Source organism: Streptomyces brevispora, from assembly GCF_007829885.1.
GTDB classification, from domain to species: domain Bacteria; phylum Actinomycetota; class Actinomycetes; order Streptomycetales; family Streptomycetaceae; genus Streptomyces; species Streptomyces brevispora.
The window spans coordinates 5,949,498-5,965,643 of sequence record NZ_VIWW01000001.1; the positions used below are offsets into that span (position 1 = coordinate 5,949,498).

12 protein-coding genes and 1 riboswitch are annotated in these 16,146 nt (G+C 71.1%); of the genes, 6 read left to right on the forward strand and 6 right to left on the reverse strand.

The annotated features are described in order from the left end of the window. Positions 1–300 precede the first annotated feature (300 nt). Positions 301–717 carry a hypothetical protein gene (locus FHX80_RS27385; RefSeq protein WP_145766630.1) on the forward strand — a complete coding sequence of 139 codons (417 nt, stop codon included), beginning with the start codon at positions 301–303 and terminating at the stop codon, positions 715–717. A gap of 6 nt (positions 718–723) precedes the next feature. On the opposite strand, the gene FHX80_RS27390 is transcribed toward FHX80_RS27385, so the two are convergent. Together FHX80_RS27390 and FHX80_RS27395 are read right to left on the reverse strand one after the other, a co-directional pair. After that, a complete protein-coding gene (locus FHX80_RS27390; RefSeq protein ID WP_145766631.1) occupies positions 724–915 on the reverse strand; it encodes a hypothetical protein in 192 nt (63 codons plus the stop codon). 23 nt (positions 916–938) lie between these two features. Then, positions 939–1,370, reverse strand: a complete 432-nt coding sequence (locus FHX80_RS27395) for a GtrA domain-containing protein (RefSeq protein ID WP_244318477.1) — start codon at positions 1,368–1,370, stop codon at positions 939–941. A 571-nt stretch (positions 1,371–1,941) separates the two neighbouring features. On the opposite strand from FHX80_RS27395, the gene FHX80_RS27400 reads away from it, so the two are divergent. The 5 genes from FHX80_RS27400 (at position 1,942) to FHX80_RS27420 (ending at position 8,801) form a co-directional block, all read left to right on the forward strand. Further along, positions 1,942–4,008 carry a phosphocholine-specific phospholipase C gene (locus FHX80_RS27400; protein ID WP_145766633.1) on the forward strand — a complete coding sequence of 689 codons (2,067 nt, stop codon included), beginning with the start codon at positions 1,942–1,944 and terminating at the stop codon, positions 4,006–4,008. Positions 4,009–4,087: 79 nt separating this feature from the next. Continuing rightward, a riboswitch (SAM riboswitch) is annotated at positions 4,088–4,197 on the forward strand. A gap of 49 nt (positions 4,198–4,246) precedes the next feature. Then, positions 4,247–4,639 (forward strand): hypothetical protein, encoded by a 393-nt coding sequence (locus FHX80_RS27405; protein WP_145766634.1) that lies wholly within the window; start codon positions 4,247–4,249, stop codon positions 4,637–4,639. Positions 4,640–4,872: 233 nt separating this feature from the next. Continuing rightward, the gene (locus tag FHX80_RS27410; RefSeq protein ID WP_145766635.1) at positions 4,873–6,168 is read left to right on the forward strand and encodes a cytochrome P450; all 1,296 of its coding nucleotides are present in this window, start codon (positions 4,873–4,875) and stop codon (positions 6,166–6,168) included. Continuing rightward, on the forward strand, positions 6,165–7,421 hold the full coding sequence (locus FHX80_RS27415; RefSeq protein WP_145766636.1) for a cytochrome P450 family protein: 1,257 nt from the start codon (positions 6,165–6,167) through the stop codon (positions 7,419–7,421). The genes FHX80_RS27410 and FHX80_RS27415 overlap by 4 nt, the downstream gene beginning before the upstream one ends. Positions 7,422–7,793: 372 nt before the next feature. Further along, positions 7,794–8,801: a LacI family DNA-binding transcriptional regulator gene (locus FHX80_RS27420; RefSeq protein ID WP_145766637.1), complete on the forward strand. Its 1,008-nt coding sequence runs from the start codon at positions 7,794–7,796 to the stop codon at positions 8,799–8,801. 64 nt (positions 8,802–8,865) lie between these two features. Here the strand turns inward: FHX80_RS27420 and FHX80_RS27425 are convergent, their stop codons facing one another. The 4 genes from FHX80_RS27425 to FHX80_RS27440 are packed head-to-tail and all read right to left on the reverse strand — an operon-like array spanning position 8,866 to position 16,122. Beyond that, the gene (locus tag FHX80_RS27425; RefSeq protein ID WP_145766638.1) at positions 8,866–9,579 is read right to left on the reverse strand and encodes a GH12 family glycosyl hydrolase domain-containing protein; all 714 of its coding nucleotides are present in this window, start codon (positions 9,577–9,579) and stop codon (positions 8,866–8,868) included. Between the two features lie 40 nt (positions 9,580–9,619). Then, positions 9,620–11,872 (reverse strand): glycosyl hydrolase family 95 catalytic domain-containing protein, encoded by a 2,253-nt coding sequence (locus tag FHX80_RS27430; RefSeq protein WP_145766639.1) that lies wholly within the window; start codon positions 11,870–11,872, stop codon positions 9,620–9,622. Continuing rightward, positions 11,869–13,845, reverse strand: a complete 1,977-nt coding sequence (locus FHX80_RS27435; protein WP_145766640.1) for a beta-galactosidase — start codon at positions 13,843–13,845, stop codon at positions 11,869–11,871. The genes FHX80_RS27430 and FHX80_RS27435 overlap by 4 nt, the downstream gene beginning before the upstream one ends. Before the next feature lie 30 nt (positions 13,846–13,875). Next, positions 13,876–16,122, reverse strand: a complete 2,247-nt coding sequence (locus FHX80_RS27440; RefSeq protein WP_145766641.1) for a WD40/YVTN/BNR-like repeat-containing protein — start codon at positions 16,120–16,122, stop codon at positions 13,876–13,878. Between the last annotated feature and the right edge of the window lie 24 nt (positions 16,123–16,146).

Here is a 16,146-nt window from a genome sequence, read left to right on the forward strand (position 1 = left end):
GGGCCGGGCGGGGCCTTCAAAGCGCCGGGCGGGGCGCGGTCGGCCGGCCGGCCGCCGATAGGTGTCCCCGTGCCGCATCAGCAGCATCGCCTGATTCCAGGCCTGTTCGGCCTTCCTGACCGCCCCCGGCTCGCGGCAGCACCCTGCACGTGTCTCTCCCCCTCGACGGGTGCGCAGCTCGCGCCGCGACCCGCACGGCCCGCCGTGATCACCTGGAACGGTCGTCAGGATAGCCAACCCGGCTGTGTCGCGCGGTGCGCGCACGGGGCGCCGTCCCACTCGGTAGATTGCATCCGCACGGTGGCAGCGGCGGTGCCGGGGAGGGCGCATCGCGCGGAACACCGGGAACGACGAGGCGGACGCCATCCTGGTCACGATGCGGCCTCAGGACGAGGGAACCGCCGACGTCCCCCGCGCACGCGCCCTGCTGGAACGCCACCGGGGCCGTGCCCAGCGCGGCCTCGGCAGGTTGAGGAGTCCCGGGACCGGCTGGGGGCGGCGCTGCGGTACTTCCGGGCGAACGGCGACACGTACAACACGGCCCGGACCCTGACCGACCTGGCCGAGACCTGGCTGGACGCGTCGGACACCGCCGCCGCACGCCCTCTGATCGAGGCGGCGATCACGACGCTGAGCGGCCAGGGCGCCGAGTACCACGTCGCCCATCTGCGGGGCATGCGCGAGTGCTGCCTGGCCGAGGAGCGCGGCACCGGCTGAACCGCATCACCCGGCGGGAAGAGCGACGACACGCACACGCACACTCAGGGCCCCGACGCGGACCGCGAACCCGCCGTCATCCACCAGGTTCGCGAGCCGCTTCGTCACGGCGTCACCCCCGGCGTCCCCGGCCCTCAGCAGCGCATGGAGGGCGGAGACACCGGCGGCGGGGTCGACCGCGGCCTCCGGCGCGGACACCGGCCGAGCCCTCCGTCCCTCCGTCAGGCGGCCATGGCCACGGAAGTCCTGCCGAGCACCCCGTCACGTGCCCTGGCGGCCTTCCGCTCCCCGAAGACCACCACCCGCAGCAGCGCGAACCGCCCGACCCCGGCGAGTGCCGACGCCGACAGGTACACACTCTGCTGGACCAGCGCCGAGGGCTCGGACCGGACCGCGTACAGGCAGAGCAGCGCCCCGGTCGTGAAGGCGTAACTCACGGCTACCGTCAGCCCGGACTGAAGGTGCACACCCCATCCGCGGCGCCCGCTCCGGAACGACACCCGGCTGTGCAGCTCCGTGGCTATCACGGTGGACACCACAGTCACCAGAGCGTTCGCCACGGCCAACGGCATCCGGTCGTGGAGCAGGACCAGCACCCCGCTGGAGGCGACCCCGACCCCACCGCCGCAGACCACGAAGCGCACGAAGGCCACGACAAGCGCGTGAGGTGCGCGCGTCGGCTGAAGGGTTGGGGCGGTCACGAAGTGCCTCCGGAGGCTGTGTGGGGCGGTACGAAGATCTCACCCCAGAACCTACGGACCCGGCGTCCTCCACACGACCCACTTTCTTCCCGGACTTCCTGGGGGTTGTCCCCCAGGGGACCCCGGAGGTACCTGCCGTGAAGGAGCGGGATCAGCCAGGAAGCGCACACCTCATGGAGCATGCCCGGTTGGAACGTATCGTGCTGGTGGCCCGCTTCAGGGATGAGCCATCCCGGCTCGTGGCGACCACAGATGACGGTCTCCTGTCCGAGATCGGTGCGCAACGCCGGGTACGCACCGGTGATCGGGCGGGCGGAACGGCGGTCCGGTGGGGCGGTATTGGTCCCGTGAGCAGCCCCAATTCCTGTTGCGGCGGGCGGCGAGTCCCCCCCCGTTCCGTCGCCGACCGTTCGGCCGAAAGCCACCGCGTGCACACTGCACGGGTCTTCCACCGGGCCGCCGGTTCTGGAACACTCCAGTCGATTTCGCCCGCATGTTCCCTCACCCCACAGAGGCCCCACCCATGGCAGAACTCAACCGTCGCCGCCTCCTGCAACTCGCCGGAGGCGCAGTCGCCTTCACTGCGTTGTCGAGCAGCATCGCCCGTGCCGCGTCACTGCCCGCGAAGGGCCGTACGGGCACGCTCCAGGACGTCGAGCACATCGTCGTACTGATGCAGGAGAATCGATCCTTCGATCACTACTTCGGCACCATGAAGGGTGTGCGCGGATTCGGTGACCCGCGTCCGGTCACGCTGCCCAGCGGAATGCCGGTCTGGCACCAGAAGGGCATCTTCGGCAAGGAGGTACTGCCGTTCCGGCCGCCGACCGACGATCTCGGGCTGCAGTTCCTCCAGGACCTGAACCACGACTGGTCAGGCGGCCATTGGGCGTTCAACAAGGGCGCGTACGACCAGTGGGTGCCCGCCAAGACCGCTACGACGATGGCTCACCTCACCCGTGAGGACATCCCGTTCCACTACGCGCTCGCGGACGCGTTCACCGTCTGCGACGCGTACCACTGCTCGTTCCTCGGCTCGACCGACCCGAACCGCTACTACCTGTGGAGCGGGTACACCGGCAACGACGGGACCGGTGGCGGACCCGTGCTGGGCAACGACGAGGCGGGGTACGGCTGGACGACCTACCCCGAGCGGCTGGAGAAGGCCGGGGTGTCGTGGAAGATCTACCAGGACATCGGCGACGGGCTCGACGCCGCCGGTTCCTGGGGGTGGATCAACGATGCCTATCGCGGAACGTACGGCGACAACTCGCTTCTCTATTTCAACAGTTACCGCAATGCCAAGCCCGGCGAACCCCTCTTCGACAAGGCTCGCACCGGCACCGACGTCAAGAACGGTGACGGGCTCCTCGACGACCTGAAGGCCGATGTCCGGGCCGGGACGCTCCCGAAGATCTCGTGGATCGTCGCTCCGGAGGCCTACAGCGAGCACCCCAACTGGCCCGCGAATTACGGTGCCTGGTACATCTCGCAGGTGCTGGACGCCCTGACCTCCGATCCCGAGGTGTGGGGCCGGACCGCCCTCTTCATCACCTACGACGAGAACGACGGCTTCTTCGACCACGTCGTGCCGCCGTTCGTGCCGTCCGGGGCCGCGCAGGGGCTGTCCACCGTGGACACCTCCGCCGACCACTTCCCCGGCGACATCCGGTACCTGGCCGGGCCGTACGGGCTCGGCCAGCGCGTGCCCATGACGGTCGTGTCCCCGTGGAGCACCGGTGGGTTCTCGTGTTCGGAGGTCTTCGACCACACCTCCGTCATCCGGTTCATGGAGCAGCGCTTCGGTGTGCACGAGCCCAACATCTCGCCCTGGCGGCGGGCCGTCTGCGGTGATCTCACCTCCGCCTTCGACTTCCGCAGTACGCACACCGCACCGGTCTCGTTGCCCTCCACGGACGGGTACGCACCGCCCGACGGCGGCCGGCACCCCGACTACGTACCGATACCGCCGGCCTCCGGCAGTGTGCCGACGCAGGAGCCGGGCTCGCGGCCCACCCGGCCACTGCGGTACGCGCCCCTCGTGGACGGGGCCGCCGACCCTGCCTCCGGGAAGTTCCAGCTCACCTTCAGCGGCGGCGCCGCGGCGGGCGCGCAGTTCCTGGTGATGTCCGCGAACCGCACGGACGGGCCCTGGACCTACACCACCGAGGCGGGCAAGTCGCTCTCCGACAAGTGGAACACGGCCTACTCCAAGCAGGTGACCGACCTCACCGTGCACGGTCCGAACGGATTCCTGCGCGCCTTCCGAGGGCCCGGCAAGACGGCAGGGCCCGAGGTGACGGCGCGTCACAACCCCGCGAACGGGGCGCTCGAACTGGCGCTCACCCATGCCGGTGCGGGGACCGTCCAGCTGACCGTGCGCAACGCGGGCGCCTACGGGGGCGAGGTGCAGACATTCGCGGTGCGTGCCGGCGCGACCGTGAAGCACACCGTTGACCTGCGGAGAAGCAACCGCTGGTACGACATCACGGTGGTCGCGGACGCGGACGCCACGTTCCTCCGGAGGTTCGCCGGACACGTCGAGACGGGCGAGCCCGGTACGAGTGACCCGGGCTTCGTCACCGGCTGATCGGGGCGGCGCTCGGAGCAGGGGGTGCGTGGGGGCCGGTCAGGCCCCCACGCACCCCGGTGCGTTAGGGTTTTCGTCGGGTCATGAGTTCCAGCGCGCAGCCCCGGCCGGCTGGACGGCACCCCGCTCCGCTGCGGGTGCTCCGGGTGACGACCTGCCCCGTGCGCGAGGTGCGGGGAACAGCGGACCGGGGTGCAGAGCGCTCGGGGTCCATCGGCCCCGGAAGGCGGGACTCACCATGCTGCGTCATCTCACCGAGAACGGCTCCGTGCGGAGCGACGGCTGCGCCCGGTACGCCGCAGGCCATCAGGTGCACTGGATCCATGCCAAGAAGTGCCGTCAGGAGCCCGGTCAGGCCGTCGAGATCCTGCTGACCGCCGGTGATGTCCGGGACGACGGGTGGGTCGAACTGCGTGCCGCGTTCGACTACGCGGGTGACCTTCCAGGGGTGTGGACGCACGCTCCGGACGTGCTCCGGAAGACGCTCGCCGGTCACCGAGGACATGTGTACTGGCTGTCTCGGTGGCATGCGCTGAAGCTCGTCGACGGCGAGGGCCGGGTCACCGTGCTTGTCAACGTCGCCTTCGACGGCGCGGAGTTGTGCGGTGTCACGGGGGCAGGGCAGCCGTAGGCAGGGCACGAACCCGGGCGGCAGGCGCGGCGGCGGCGGTTGCGGCGGACCGGGCCGGTCGGGGCCGTACTTCGGGATGTTGGCCAATTGAACTGAGATGTCGGCCTGTTGCTTCACTTGGTTTACATATTTGATCGCCGTTGACCGCCGTGGCGTCACTTAAACTCCTTATAGTGACCGTGCGTTGATCATCTGATCGTGACGCGTGAAGTTCCGCCACAGGAGTCAGCAAGATGACGCGCCCACCCTCCGCAGCGCCCTCACCCGTCCCGCCCCCTTCGCCGTGCCCCGCGCACACGGGGCGGGCGGCGGTGCCGCTCAGCGGGCCCTCGTTCCAGACCGAACCGCAGGCCGTCTATCGCGCCATGCGACGTGATCACGGGCCGGTCGTCCCCGTGGAGCTGCTGGGAGGGTTCCCCGCCTGGCTGGTCATCGGGTACCGCGAACTGCATCACGTCACCAGTGACGGCGAGTTGTTCCCGCGTGATGTCGGCCTGTGGAACCAGTGGGAGCACATCCCCGAGGACTGGCCGCTGCTGCCCATGGTCGGGCGGCCCATGCCGTCCATCTACTTCAGCGCGGGGGCCGAGCACCGGCGGCACGTCCGGATGGTCGGACCCGCACTCGAAGGGGCAGACCCGTTCCAGATCCGCAGCCACTGCGAGCAGTTGGCCGACCGGTTGATCGACGCCGTGTGCAGCCGGGGCACCGCCGATCTCGTCGCCGACTTCTGCGAGCCTCTTCCCGTACTCGTCCTCGCGCGGCTGGTCGGATTCCCCGATGACGAAGGCGCCGACATCGCCCAGGTACTGAAGGACCTGGCCGACGGCGGTCCGGGGGCGCAGGAGGCCCACCTGCGCTTCGGGGAGCACATGCAGCGGCTGGTCGCCGCCAAGCGTGCCGAGCCCGGGGACGACGTCACCTCCCGGATGCTCGCGTTCCCCGAGGCCTTCACCGACGAGGAGTACGTGCTCGACCTCATGGCCGTCACGGCCGCCGGGCACCTCACCACCGCCGACTGGATCAGCAACTCGCTGCGACTGATGCTCACCGAGTCCGAGTTCGCCGATTCCATGGCGGGCGGCCGGCGCAGCGTGGCCGAGGCCATGAACGAGGTGCTCTGGGAGGACGCGCCGACGCAGATCCTCGCCGGACGCTGGGCCTCCCGGGACACCCAGCTCGGCGGACAGCGGATCAAGGCCGGGGACATGCTGCTGCTCGGCCTCGGCGCCGCCAACACCGATCCGCTGATCCGGCAGAACCTGTCCGGCGGCAGCGCCTCCGCCCAGGGAGGCAACGGTGCGCATCTCGCCTTCAGCCATGGCGAGTACCGGTGCCCGTTCCCCGCTCAGGAGATCGCCGAGATCATCGCCCGTACCGGTATCGAGGTGCTGCTCGACCGGTTGCCCGACCTCGAGCTCGGTGTCGCCGTCGAGGACCTCGTACGACGGCCCTCCGCGTTTCTGCGCGGGAGCACCTCGCTCCCCGTCCGGTTCACCCCCGTTCGCACGACAGGAGACCCCTCGTGAACTGCCCTCACGCCGCCGCGCACACAGCCGCCCCCGATGGTGGGACCGTCGTCATCGACCCCATGGTCCAGGACCTTGACGGCGAGACGGCGCGACTGCGCGACGCCGGGCGGCTCGCCCGGATCGAGCTGCTCGGCGTACCCGCCTGGACCATCACCCGGTACGCCGACGCCCGTCAACTCCTCGTCGACCCGCGGCTGGTGAAGGACATCGACGCCTGGGGGCTGTGGCAGAGCGGAGAGGTGACGCACGCCTGGCCGCTCATCGGGATGATCGACGCCGGGCGGTCCATGTTCACCGTGGACGGCGCCGAGCACCGGCGGCTGCGGACCAAGACCTCCCAGGCGCTCACACCCCGCCGGCTGGAGATCATCAGGCCCGACATCGAGAAGTTCACCGAGGAGCTGTTGGACGCCCTCGCCGAAGGCGGCAGGGACGGGGCGGTCGTCGACCTCAAGTCGGTGTTCGCGCAGCCGCTGCCGATGCGGGTCGTCGGCATGCTGATGGGCGTGGACCCCTCCGAGAACGCCATGCTGACCAGGCAGTACAAGGCCTTCTTCTCGATGCTCACCCCGCAGGACGAACGGCTGGCCCTGCTGGCCGAGTTGGACGTCTTCTACGCCGGGCTCGTGCGCGAGAAGACGGCTCGGCCCACCGACGACCTGACCTCCGCGCTGATCCTCGCCGACGAGGGCGGCGAGCCGCTCACCGAGGAAGAGGTGGTGGGCAACCTCAAGGCGATGGTCGCGGCCGGGCACGAGACCACCATCGGGCTCATCCTCAATGCCGTACGGGCCCTGCTGTCCCACCCGGAGCAGTTGCGGATGGTCCTCGACGGAGAGGTCTCCTGGGAGACCGTGATCGAGGAGACGCTGCGGTGGGACACCCCGACCACGCATCTGCTGATGCGGTTCGCCACTGAGGACATCCAGGTGGGTGACGAGGTCATCGCCAAGGGTGAGGGCGTGGTCATCTCGTACCGGGTGATCGGCCGGGACTTGGAGCACCACGGCGCCGACGCGGACGCGTTCGACATCACCCGCGCCACCCCCATCCGGCACATGACCTTCGGCCACGGTCCGCACATCTGCCCCGGGGCGGCGCTGTCCCGGATCGAGGCGGGGATAGCCCTGCCCGCGCTCTTCGCACGCTTCCCCGGCTTGCGGCTCGCAGTGCCGGACGGGGACCTCCGCAAGCTTCCGGTGATGACCCAGAACGACATGGAGGCCTTCCCCGTTCTGCTCGACGCCTGAATCCGGGCGGCGACCGGCCGCAGCTCACGGACGTCCGGGCAGCGGATCACCGACCGCCCGGGCGACCGGACTCCCGCGGCCTCCCGAGCCGCGAACGCACCGGTCCCACTGATGTCCCGAGCCGGCTGTCCGGCATATCGTGGAGGTGGCCGTACGGGCGGCCGCGGCAGTGGGCGGTTGCCCGTAAGAGTGAGTCGAAGCGCTTCGACTGAAGTATGGACACGCTGCGTGTGCGGGTCTAGGCTCGCACCGTCCGCGCATGTCACAGGCAGATGACAGGAAGTCGAAGCGCTTCGCCACATCTGACCGAAGCTGCCGGTGCAGGCCGGTATGCGCGCCGGCGCCCGACGTCGTCCTGTGATGGAGAGCTGAATGGTCACCCTTGCCGAGGTCGCACAGCACGCCGGAGTCTCCGCGAGCACGGTGAGCTACGTCCTCAGCGGGAAGCGGTCCATCTCGGTACCCACCCGGGAGCGGGTGGAAGAGAGCATCAAGCAGCTCGGCTACCACCCGAACGCGGGCGCGCGGGCGCTCGCCAGCAGCCGGTCGAACATCATCGCGCTCATGGTGCCCCTGCGCACCGACATGTATGTCCCCGTGATGATGGAGATCGCCATCGCGGTCGCCACCACGGCCCGCACCCACGGATACGACGTCCTGCTGCTGACCGGTGAGGAGGGCCCCGCCGCGGTGCGCCGGATCGCCGGCAGTTCGCTCGCCGACGCCATGATCCTGATGGACGTCGAACTGCACGACGAACGGCTGCCGCTGCTCCGTGAGACCGACCGCGCGGCCGTACTCATCGGACTGCCCGCCGCCACCGACGGACTCACCTGTGTGGACCTGGACTTCGAGGCGACCGGGGCGCTCTGTGTGGAACACCTCGCCGGCCTCGGGCACCGCGAGGTCGCGGTGATCGGCGAAGCGGCCGCGGTGTACGAGCGGCACACCGGATTCGCCGAGCGGACCGTCGACGGAGTGCGGGCCAAGGCGCGGGAGACCGGGGTGCGGGTCCTGCACCGGCCCTGTGAGGGCGGCTATCCGGCGATGGCCCAGACCCTGTCGCGGATATTCGACGAGCGCCCCGGCACCACCGGGTTCATCGTGCAGAACGAGTCGGCGGTGGAGCCGCTGCTCAATCTCCTGCGTCAGCAGGGCCGGGCCGTGCCCGAGGACGTGTCGGTGGTCGCGATCTGCCCCGAGCAGGTGGCCGCCCAGGCATCGGTGCGGCTGACCTCGGTGGCCATTCCCGCGCACGAGATGGGACGCCGCTCGGTCGAGCAGGTCGTCGCCAAGCTCTCCGGCAGCGGAACGGACGAAGTGGAACTGCTGGCGCCGGAGTTGACGGTACGGGAGAGCACCGGACCCGCCCCGAGGTGACAGCGGGCGGCAGCATGCGCACGAGCCGGCCCCCTCGCGGGGGCCGGCTCCCTGTGCGTACCGCTCACTTGGCGGAGACACCGAACCCGTTCGTCCTGAAGTCCAGGCCGCCCGGCGACGAGGTGATCTCGTAGCCGAACTGGACGTCACCGATGGTCTCGTTGCCCCACCAGCCCTTGGTGTCCTTGATCCACTTCAGGATGGGCAGGATGTTCACCGAACCCGAGGTGGAGTCCGAGGTGCGCAGGAACGAGAAGACCTGGTTGGCCCCGTTGTTACCCTTGTAGACGGTCCAGGAGTGACCGCCGAGCGTCACCGTGCCCTGTGACGTGCCGAGCGGACCCACGGCACCGTTGTGGTTGACCCAGAGCATGACCTCGTAGTCGTAGTCGGTGTCCCAGATGTCGTACGAGGTGTTGTAGGCGCCGGACGACGGGACGGTGACGTTGTAGTTGCTGGTGAGCGACGACAGCGAGGTGATGGACTTGCCGACGACCTTCTTGGCGTTGGGGTACGACTTGATGCCGCCGGTGTTCGGGTGGTTGGCCCAGACGCCCCAGTTGCCGGACGAGTTGGCCCAGATCGACTGCGAACCCGCGCCGGAACCCCAGATGTTGTTGTACAGGGTGTAGCCGTCGGAGGTGGTGTAGTTGCCCCACTGGTCCGACGAGGACCAGATCGCGGCCTGGGCGGGGGCGGCGGCGAAGCCGATCAGAGCGGCCACTGCGGTTGCCGGGGCCAGTACGAACCGGCTGAGCGTGCGGGTGCGTGTTGCCATGGTTGTCCCTTCCATGGTGGGGGGATGGGTGGGGGGAGTGCTACCGCCGCCTCAGGTCGAGGACGCGGTCCACGCCGGCCGTCAGCTCCAGCGGAGCCGCGATGCTTCCGGCGGAGGAATCGGTGAGGGCGCTGCCCTCTCCCGTGCGGACATCGACACGGGCGTCACGGGTGGGGTGCAGGACCGCGGTCGCGGTGCCGTCGGCGAACCAGCGCAGATCCAGACCCGCGCCGAACCTGGTCCGTATGCCGCGCAGTTCACCGCTCGGACAGCCGGAGAGCGCTGCGGGCAGCAGGACCAGCCGGTGCGGAGTCGACTGGACGAGCGACTCGATCACCGCCGCGGGCAGCGCATGGGCGGCGTCCGCGTTGTAGACGTTGCGGGACGGATAGTGCGCGCTCATCAGGGAGTCGTGGAAGAAGTCGCCCGCCAGCACGGAACCCAGCGCCGCGGAGGCCCGCCCACCGTCCCGCAGCCGTGCGGCGATCAGCGCGTGGTGCAGATGGCCATGGGCGGAGTCGTTCTCCGAACCACGCAGCTCCAGCGCGCGATGCGCGGCGGCCGACAGTTCCGGGGTGTCGTACGGGTTGATCGCGTCCAGCGGCCACACCGGGTAGAGATGGCTGAGATGGCGGTGGTCGTAGCTCTCCTCCAGGCCCGGCCACGCCCATTCGGCGAGCGCGCCGTCCCCGTTGACGAAGAAGTCCGTGAGCCGGCCCGCCAGTGCGCGCCGGCGGGCGGAAGCCGGGTCGGTGGGGGAGAGGTCGGCCGACGCGGTCAGCGCGTGACGGGCCGCCGCGAGGTCCATCGTCGCGTTGACCGTGCCCCAGCTCGCGTTGGCGGGCCGGTTCTCCGGCGAGTACGAGGGCACGACGGCGACCGTTCCGTCCGCCGCGGTCCGGGTCAGGAAGTCCTCGTAGAACAGGGCGGCCTCATGCAGCGCGCCGATCAGCCGCGGGTCCGTCACCCCGCTGGTCTCGGCGTGTTCGAGCAGCGGCTCCAGGAGCCAGTCCGCACCGGCCGTCCACAGATGCAGCGGATACGCGCGCTGGAAGTGACGGGTGTGGCCGGACTCGCCGTCGGTGTGGGACGGGGCGACGATCCCCCGCGCCCCGAAGATCGCCCGCGCGTTGTCCCGCCAGTCGCCGAGCTGGCCGTACACCAGGGCGGCATGGGCCAGGGACACCTCCGGCAGCGCAGCGGCCGCCGCCGAGGCGATCTGGAGGTTGAGATTGGCGTTGGTGGTGAACGCCCCCGACCAGGCGGTGTCCCAGTCGCCCGTCCACAGCCCCGTCAGCCGGGGCGGCAGCACACCGGACGACGAGAGCAGGTGGTACCGCCCGGCCGCGAACAGCCGCTCCAGCAGCGCGGGACTGCCGGTGAGCCTGAGCAACTCGCTGCCTGGAAGCGCGCGTTCGGCCGGATCGGCATCCAGCGTCAGGGAGGCCCGCTCGAAGGCCGACCGGTGCCGCGCAAGGTGCCGGGCGAGCAGCGCCGGGTAGTCGTCGCACGGCAGCGCGGCGCACTCCGCCGCGAGGTCGAGGTCGCCCGCATGGCGCCGCACCCGGGTGAGCAGCAGCAGACTCCGGGCCCCCTCGACCCGGATGCCCTCACCGGACACCGACACCCTGCCGCCGTCCGCCCGGACGACGGTCACCCCGGTGTAAGCGAGTTCACTGTCCGGGTAGCCCACCCGCAGCGCCAGCCGGCCGCCGCCCGGGGTCAGCACGGTGCTGCGCCCGATGGCCAGCCGCGGTGGCGCTCCGGGCAGGGCGTGGTCCAGGGTCAGGTCCACCGCGAGCCCGGGTCCGGTCACGGACTGGACGATCACGTCGTCCGCGCGGGAGACGAACACCTTGCTGCGCCGGCCCTCGCTGACGGCCCGGATCTCACCCGTGGCGAAGTCGACCGAACGCCGGTAGCCGGAGAGGGGCGAGCCGGAGCCGGGGGCGGGTACCGAGGCGGGGGTGGGGCGGATCCGGGTCTGGAACGCCGGATGGAAGGGCTGCACCCAGGCCAACGGCCGCCCCGCCCCGAACCGTTCGGCGGCCGTGGTGTCCCCGGCCAGCAGGGAGTCCCGCAGCCGGTCCAGCCGGTCCGCGAGCTCGGGCGGACGGGTGTGCTCGCTGCCGTTGGGCCGGACCAGGGTGTGGTGGTTGACGATGACCCGGTCGTCGACCGGATCCCCGTACACCATGGCGCCGTGCCGGCCGTTGCCGCCGAGGAAGGCGTCCTCCCAGCGGGCGGCGGGGCGCGGCTCCCAGGTGCCGTCGATCCGCGCGCGGCCCGTCACGGCGCGGCGCTTCGCAGTACGGCCACGCCGTGGCGGCCCAGCTCCACGGGTCCCTGCACCGGCTTCCCGGTCAGCACGTCCTCCCGGTCGCCGGGCACGGCCACGGTGACCGCGGTCCGCCCGTGGTTGAGCAGGAAGAGCAGCTCGCCGCGGCGGACCGCCTCCACACCGTCGGGCAGCCCCGCCAGCACCGGCTCCACACCGGCCTCCCGCACCACCCCGCCGAGCAGCGCGCGCAGTGCCTCGGGTTCGGGCAGCGTCGACAGGTACCAGGCCCGGCCCCTGCGCAGCACCGCGGGCAGCCCGGCCAGTTCGCCGTCGCGATAGGCGGCCACCACCTCGGTGCCCGCCGCCACCTCCAGTTCCTCGGACCAGAGCCCGCCCCGGAAGCCGTCGCACTGCACGGCCGAGCCCGCGTCCAGCGGCCACCACTCGTGCAGGGTCCGGATGCCGAACAGCTCACGCAGCCGCACGTCCATGCCGCCCGGCCTGATCCGGTCGTCCACGTCCGCGACCCCGCTGAAGAAGCCGCAGACCAGCCTCCCGCCGCCGCGCACATACGCCACGAGGTTGTCGATCGCGGCGTCCGTCAGCAGATACAGGTGCGGTACGGCCACCGTCTTGAACCGGCTCAGATCGGCGTCGGGCCGGGCGAACTCCGTGATGACACCGTTCTCCCACAGGGCCCGGTGCCAGCTCTGCACCACCTCGGTGTAGTCCAGCAGCGAGGACGGCCTGCCCTCCTGCGTGCCCGCCCACCAGGAGTCCCAGTCGTGCAGGATCGCCACCTCGGCGGGTACGTCGCTGCCGCCGACGGCCGGGCCGATCAACGCCAGTTCCGCCCCGAGGCGCTTGATCTCGCGGAAGGTGCGCCCCTGTTCGCCGGCGTGGGTGAGCATCCCGGAGTGGAACTTCTCCGAGCCCTGCCGGGACTGGCGCCACTGGAAGTAGCAGACGGCGTCCGCACCCCGCGCGACCGCCTGGAGCGACCAGAGCCGGTTCAGCCCATCGGGCTTGGGATGGTTGACGCCCCGCCAGTTGACCGGGCCCGCCGCCTGCTCCATCAGCATCCACGGCCCGGCGGCCTGCGAACGCGTCATGTCGGCGAGCATCGCGTTGTACTGACCGCCCCGCGGGTCCCGGGGGTCCGGATAGATGTCGACGGAGACGATGTCCTCCTGGGCCGACCACGCCCAGGCGTCCTGCCCCGACCACAGGGGCATGAAGTTGGTCGTCACCGGGATGTGCGGGGTGTGCCGGGCGACGATGTCGCGCTCGGCGACGTAGCACTCCATCAACGCGTCGGAGGTGAACCGCTTGAAGTCCAGCACCTGCGCCGGGTTCTTCATGTACTGCGCTTTGCGCGGCGGCAGGATCTCCGTCCAGGAGTCGTAGCGCTGGCTCCAGAACGCCGTGCCCCAGGCTTCGTTGAGTGCGTCCGCGGTGCCGTACCGGCTGCGCAGCCAGCGGCGGAAGTGGGCGGCAGTCTCGTCGCACCAGCAGTGGGTGCAGTACTCGTTGTTGATGTGCCACACGGTGAGCGCCGGGTGGTTCGCGTACCGCGCCGCGAGGTCCTCGGTGAGGGCGGCGGCATAGCGCCGGTAGACCGGGGAGCTCGCGCAGAACTGCTGGCGCGACCCGTACCAGACGATCGAACCGTCCTCCGTACGCGGCAGGGTCTCGGGATGCCGTGCCCCCATCCAGGGCGGCGGGGAGGCGGTCGGGGTGGCGAGTACGACGCCGATGCCGTTCGCGTGCATCAGGTCCATCAGCCGGTCCAGCCAGCCGAACTCCCGTGCACCAGGGCGTGGTTCGATTTTCGCCCAGGAGAAGACGCCGAGGGTGACGGAGTTGACCCCGGCCTCCTTCATCAGCCGGGCGTCGTCCTCCCACACCTCCTCGGGCCACTGCTCGGGGTTGTAGTCGCCTCCGAAGAGGATGCGGCCACGGGCCGCGTCGCGCAGGGACGGCATGGCGTCTCTCGTTCCTTGGACCGACCGGTCCTATTCGGGTTCTGCGTACTGGATGCCGCGGCCGTTGGTGCCCAGGTGGATCCGGCCGTGGACGCGGGGGTCACCGGTGATCACTTCGCCGGTCCAGCCCCACTGGTGGGTGTCGTCGTTGATCCGGACCCAGGTGGCGCCCGCGTCGTCCGAGCGCAGCACCGCCACACCGTCGAACGTCGCGGAGACCCTGCCGGTCTGGAAGACGGCCGGGTAGCCGGCGCCGGGCCGTTCGCGGTTTCTCACCGGTGCGGCTCTGCCGAAGCCCAGGGCGTGCGAGGCCTGGCAGCCGGCCACCGCCGCGAACGTCACGCCGCCGTCCGTCGAGCGGAACAGGCCGTTGTCCTTCGCGGACAGCCACAGATCACCGCTGCGGTCCGGGGCGGCCGCCACCTTGAACTGCACGTCGCCGGAGGGGAGTCCGGTCGCGCCCCGGGTGAACGTCGCCCCCGCGTCCCGGGAACGGAAGACCGCTCCGGTGTCGGTGTCGTAGACGTAGAAGCGCCGCGGGTCGAGCGGATCGGCGACCGGAGTACCGCCCTTGGGGAAGGTCGCGACCTCGGTCCAGGTCGCACCGCCGTCCGTGGAGCGGTGGGCCGGATACTTCGTGCCGTCCCAGTGGATGAAGGACCAGAGCAGCGTCGCCCCGTCCGCCGAGACCGCGACGGGGCCCGGGGCGGAGGCCGCGATCTCCGGCTGGGCGGCGAACGGCTGCCAGCTCCTGCCGCCGTCGTACGAGAAGGCTCCGGCGGCGTTCGATCCGGACGGCCAGCCCGTCCGCACGACGTACGAGGGCCGACGCGCGGCCAGGGCGAGACCGGTGGCCGTGCCGAAGACCGGGTTCGACGCCATGCCGCGGGACGGGGAGGCGGTGAGCGAGTCGTGGTACATCACCCCGATGTCGCCCAGCCCGCTGAGGAGCCTGGCGCCCGTCCCGGGCGGGGCGATGAGGAATCTCACCGCCGACTCCTCGAGACCGCGGACCTCTGGTGCCCAGTGGACGAGGTCGCGGGTCCCGAAGACCGTCGCGCCGGTCCCGAACACGATGTGCTTCGAGTCGAAGGGATCGACCGCGACGGACTGGATCCACCAGCCGAACTTGGCCTTCGCCTCGCCCCAGCGCAGATACGGCGTCTCCGAGACGTCGAGGACCGCGGCGTCCTTGAGTGAGGTCCAGGAGGCGCCGCCGTCGGTGGAACGGAACACGGTGTCGACCTGCGACCAGCGGTTGTTCGTGGTGACGACGAGGGTGCCGGCGCGGCGTGCGTCGACCGCGACACCGCCGTAGCCGAAGCCGTCCCCGGCCGCGGCGTCCGGCTTCACCGGAGTGACCTCGCTCCAGGTGCCGGTCACCGTGTCCAGCCGGTGCACCGCGCCGTCCGACTGGCCGTTGGGGCCCGGGGCGTCCGCGTAGGTGACGTACAGCGCCCGGCCGCGGGCGTCGTACGCGGCCCGGACCGGCACCTTCGTCGCCGCGCTCCCCGACGGCCCGCCCGGCACCGCCTCCCAGCCGCCGGACGCGTCCGTGCGGTAGAGCGAGGTGGGGCCGTCACCCCAGCCCGCGTACACCGTCCGGCCCGCGGCGGCGAGGAACACGACGCCCTGGCCGCCCGCCGACGGCGTGGCCGGGAAGGCGGCGGGGGCCCAGGTGGCACCCCGGTCGGTGGAGCGCAGCAGTCCGTCGTGCCGGGTGCCGAGCCACAGCGTCCCGCTGTCCCGCGGGTCCACCAGCAACCGCTCACCGGCGCCCCGCCCGTCCTCGTTGGCACCGAGCCGCACGGTCAGGTCGGCCCGCTTCCAGGTCGCGCCCCGGTCCTCGGACCGGAGCACGGCGCCGGGACTCGCCCAGTCCTGGGCATACGTACCGCAGGCCAGGTAGAGGCGGTCCGGGTGCGCCGGGTCGACGGCCAGGGCCTCGACGCCGAGCAGGTTCCAGTCGTCCCAGCCGATGTGGTCGGTGAGCGCGGTCCAGCGGGCCTTCGCCGCGTCCCAACGGTAGGCGCCGCCGATGTCGGTACGGGCGTACGCCAGCCCCTTCACGGCCGGGTGGAACAGCAGCCCGGTGACGAATCCGGTGCCGCCGATCGCGGCGGTCCGCCAGCGGTGCGGCTGGTGCCTCTCGTCGTGCCGGTGCGTCGGGGCGGCAGCGGCGGGGGCCGCGACCGGCAGGGCCGTGGCCGCCGCGGCGACGGCCGCTCCGGCGAGCACGGTACGGCGGCTGGGCGTGGGCGCGGACGAAGCGCGCATGGCGAACACCTTCCGGACGGGGGA

Bases quoted from the DNA above. Each gene is read 5' to 3' on its own strand.
- FHX80_RS27420 (WP_145766637.1), top strand. From the start codon at position 7,794: ATGGTCACCCTTGCCGAGGTCGCACAGCACGCCGGAGTCTCCGCGAGC.
- FHX80_RS27440 (WP_145766641.1), bottom strand. From the start codon at position 16,122: ATGCGCGCTTCGTCCGCGCCCACGCCCAGCCGCCGTACCGTGCTCGCC.
- FHX80_RS27425 (WP_145766638.1), bottom strand. From the start codon at position 9,579: ATGGCAACACGCACCCGCACGCTCAGCCGGTTCGTACTGGCCCCGGCA.
- FHX80_RS27435 (WP_145766640.1), bottom strand. From the start codon at position 13,845: ATGCCGTCCCTGCGCGACGCGGCCCGTGGCCGCATCCTCTTCGGAGGC.
- FHX80_RS27405 (WP_145766634.1), top strand. From the start codon at position 4,247: ATGCTGCGTCATCTCACCGAGAACGGCTCCGTGCGGAGCGACGGCTGC.
- FHX80_RS27410 (WP_145766635.1), top strand. From the start codon at position 4,873: ATGACGCGCCCACCCTCCGCAGCGCCCTCACCCGTCCCGCCCCCTTCG.
- FHX80_RS27400 (WP_145766633.1), top strand. From the start codon at position 1,942: ATGGCAGAACTCAACCGTCGCCGCCTCCTGCAACTCGCCGGAGGCGCA.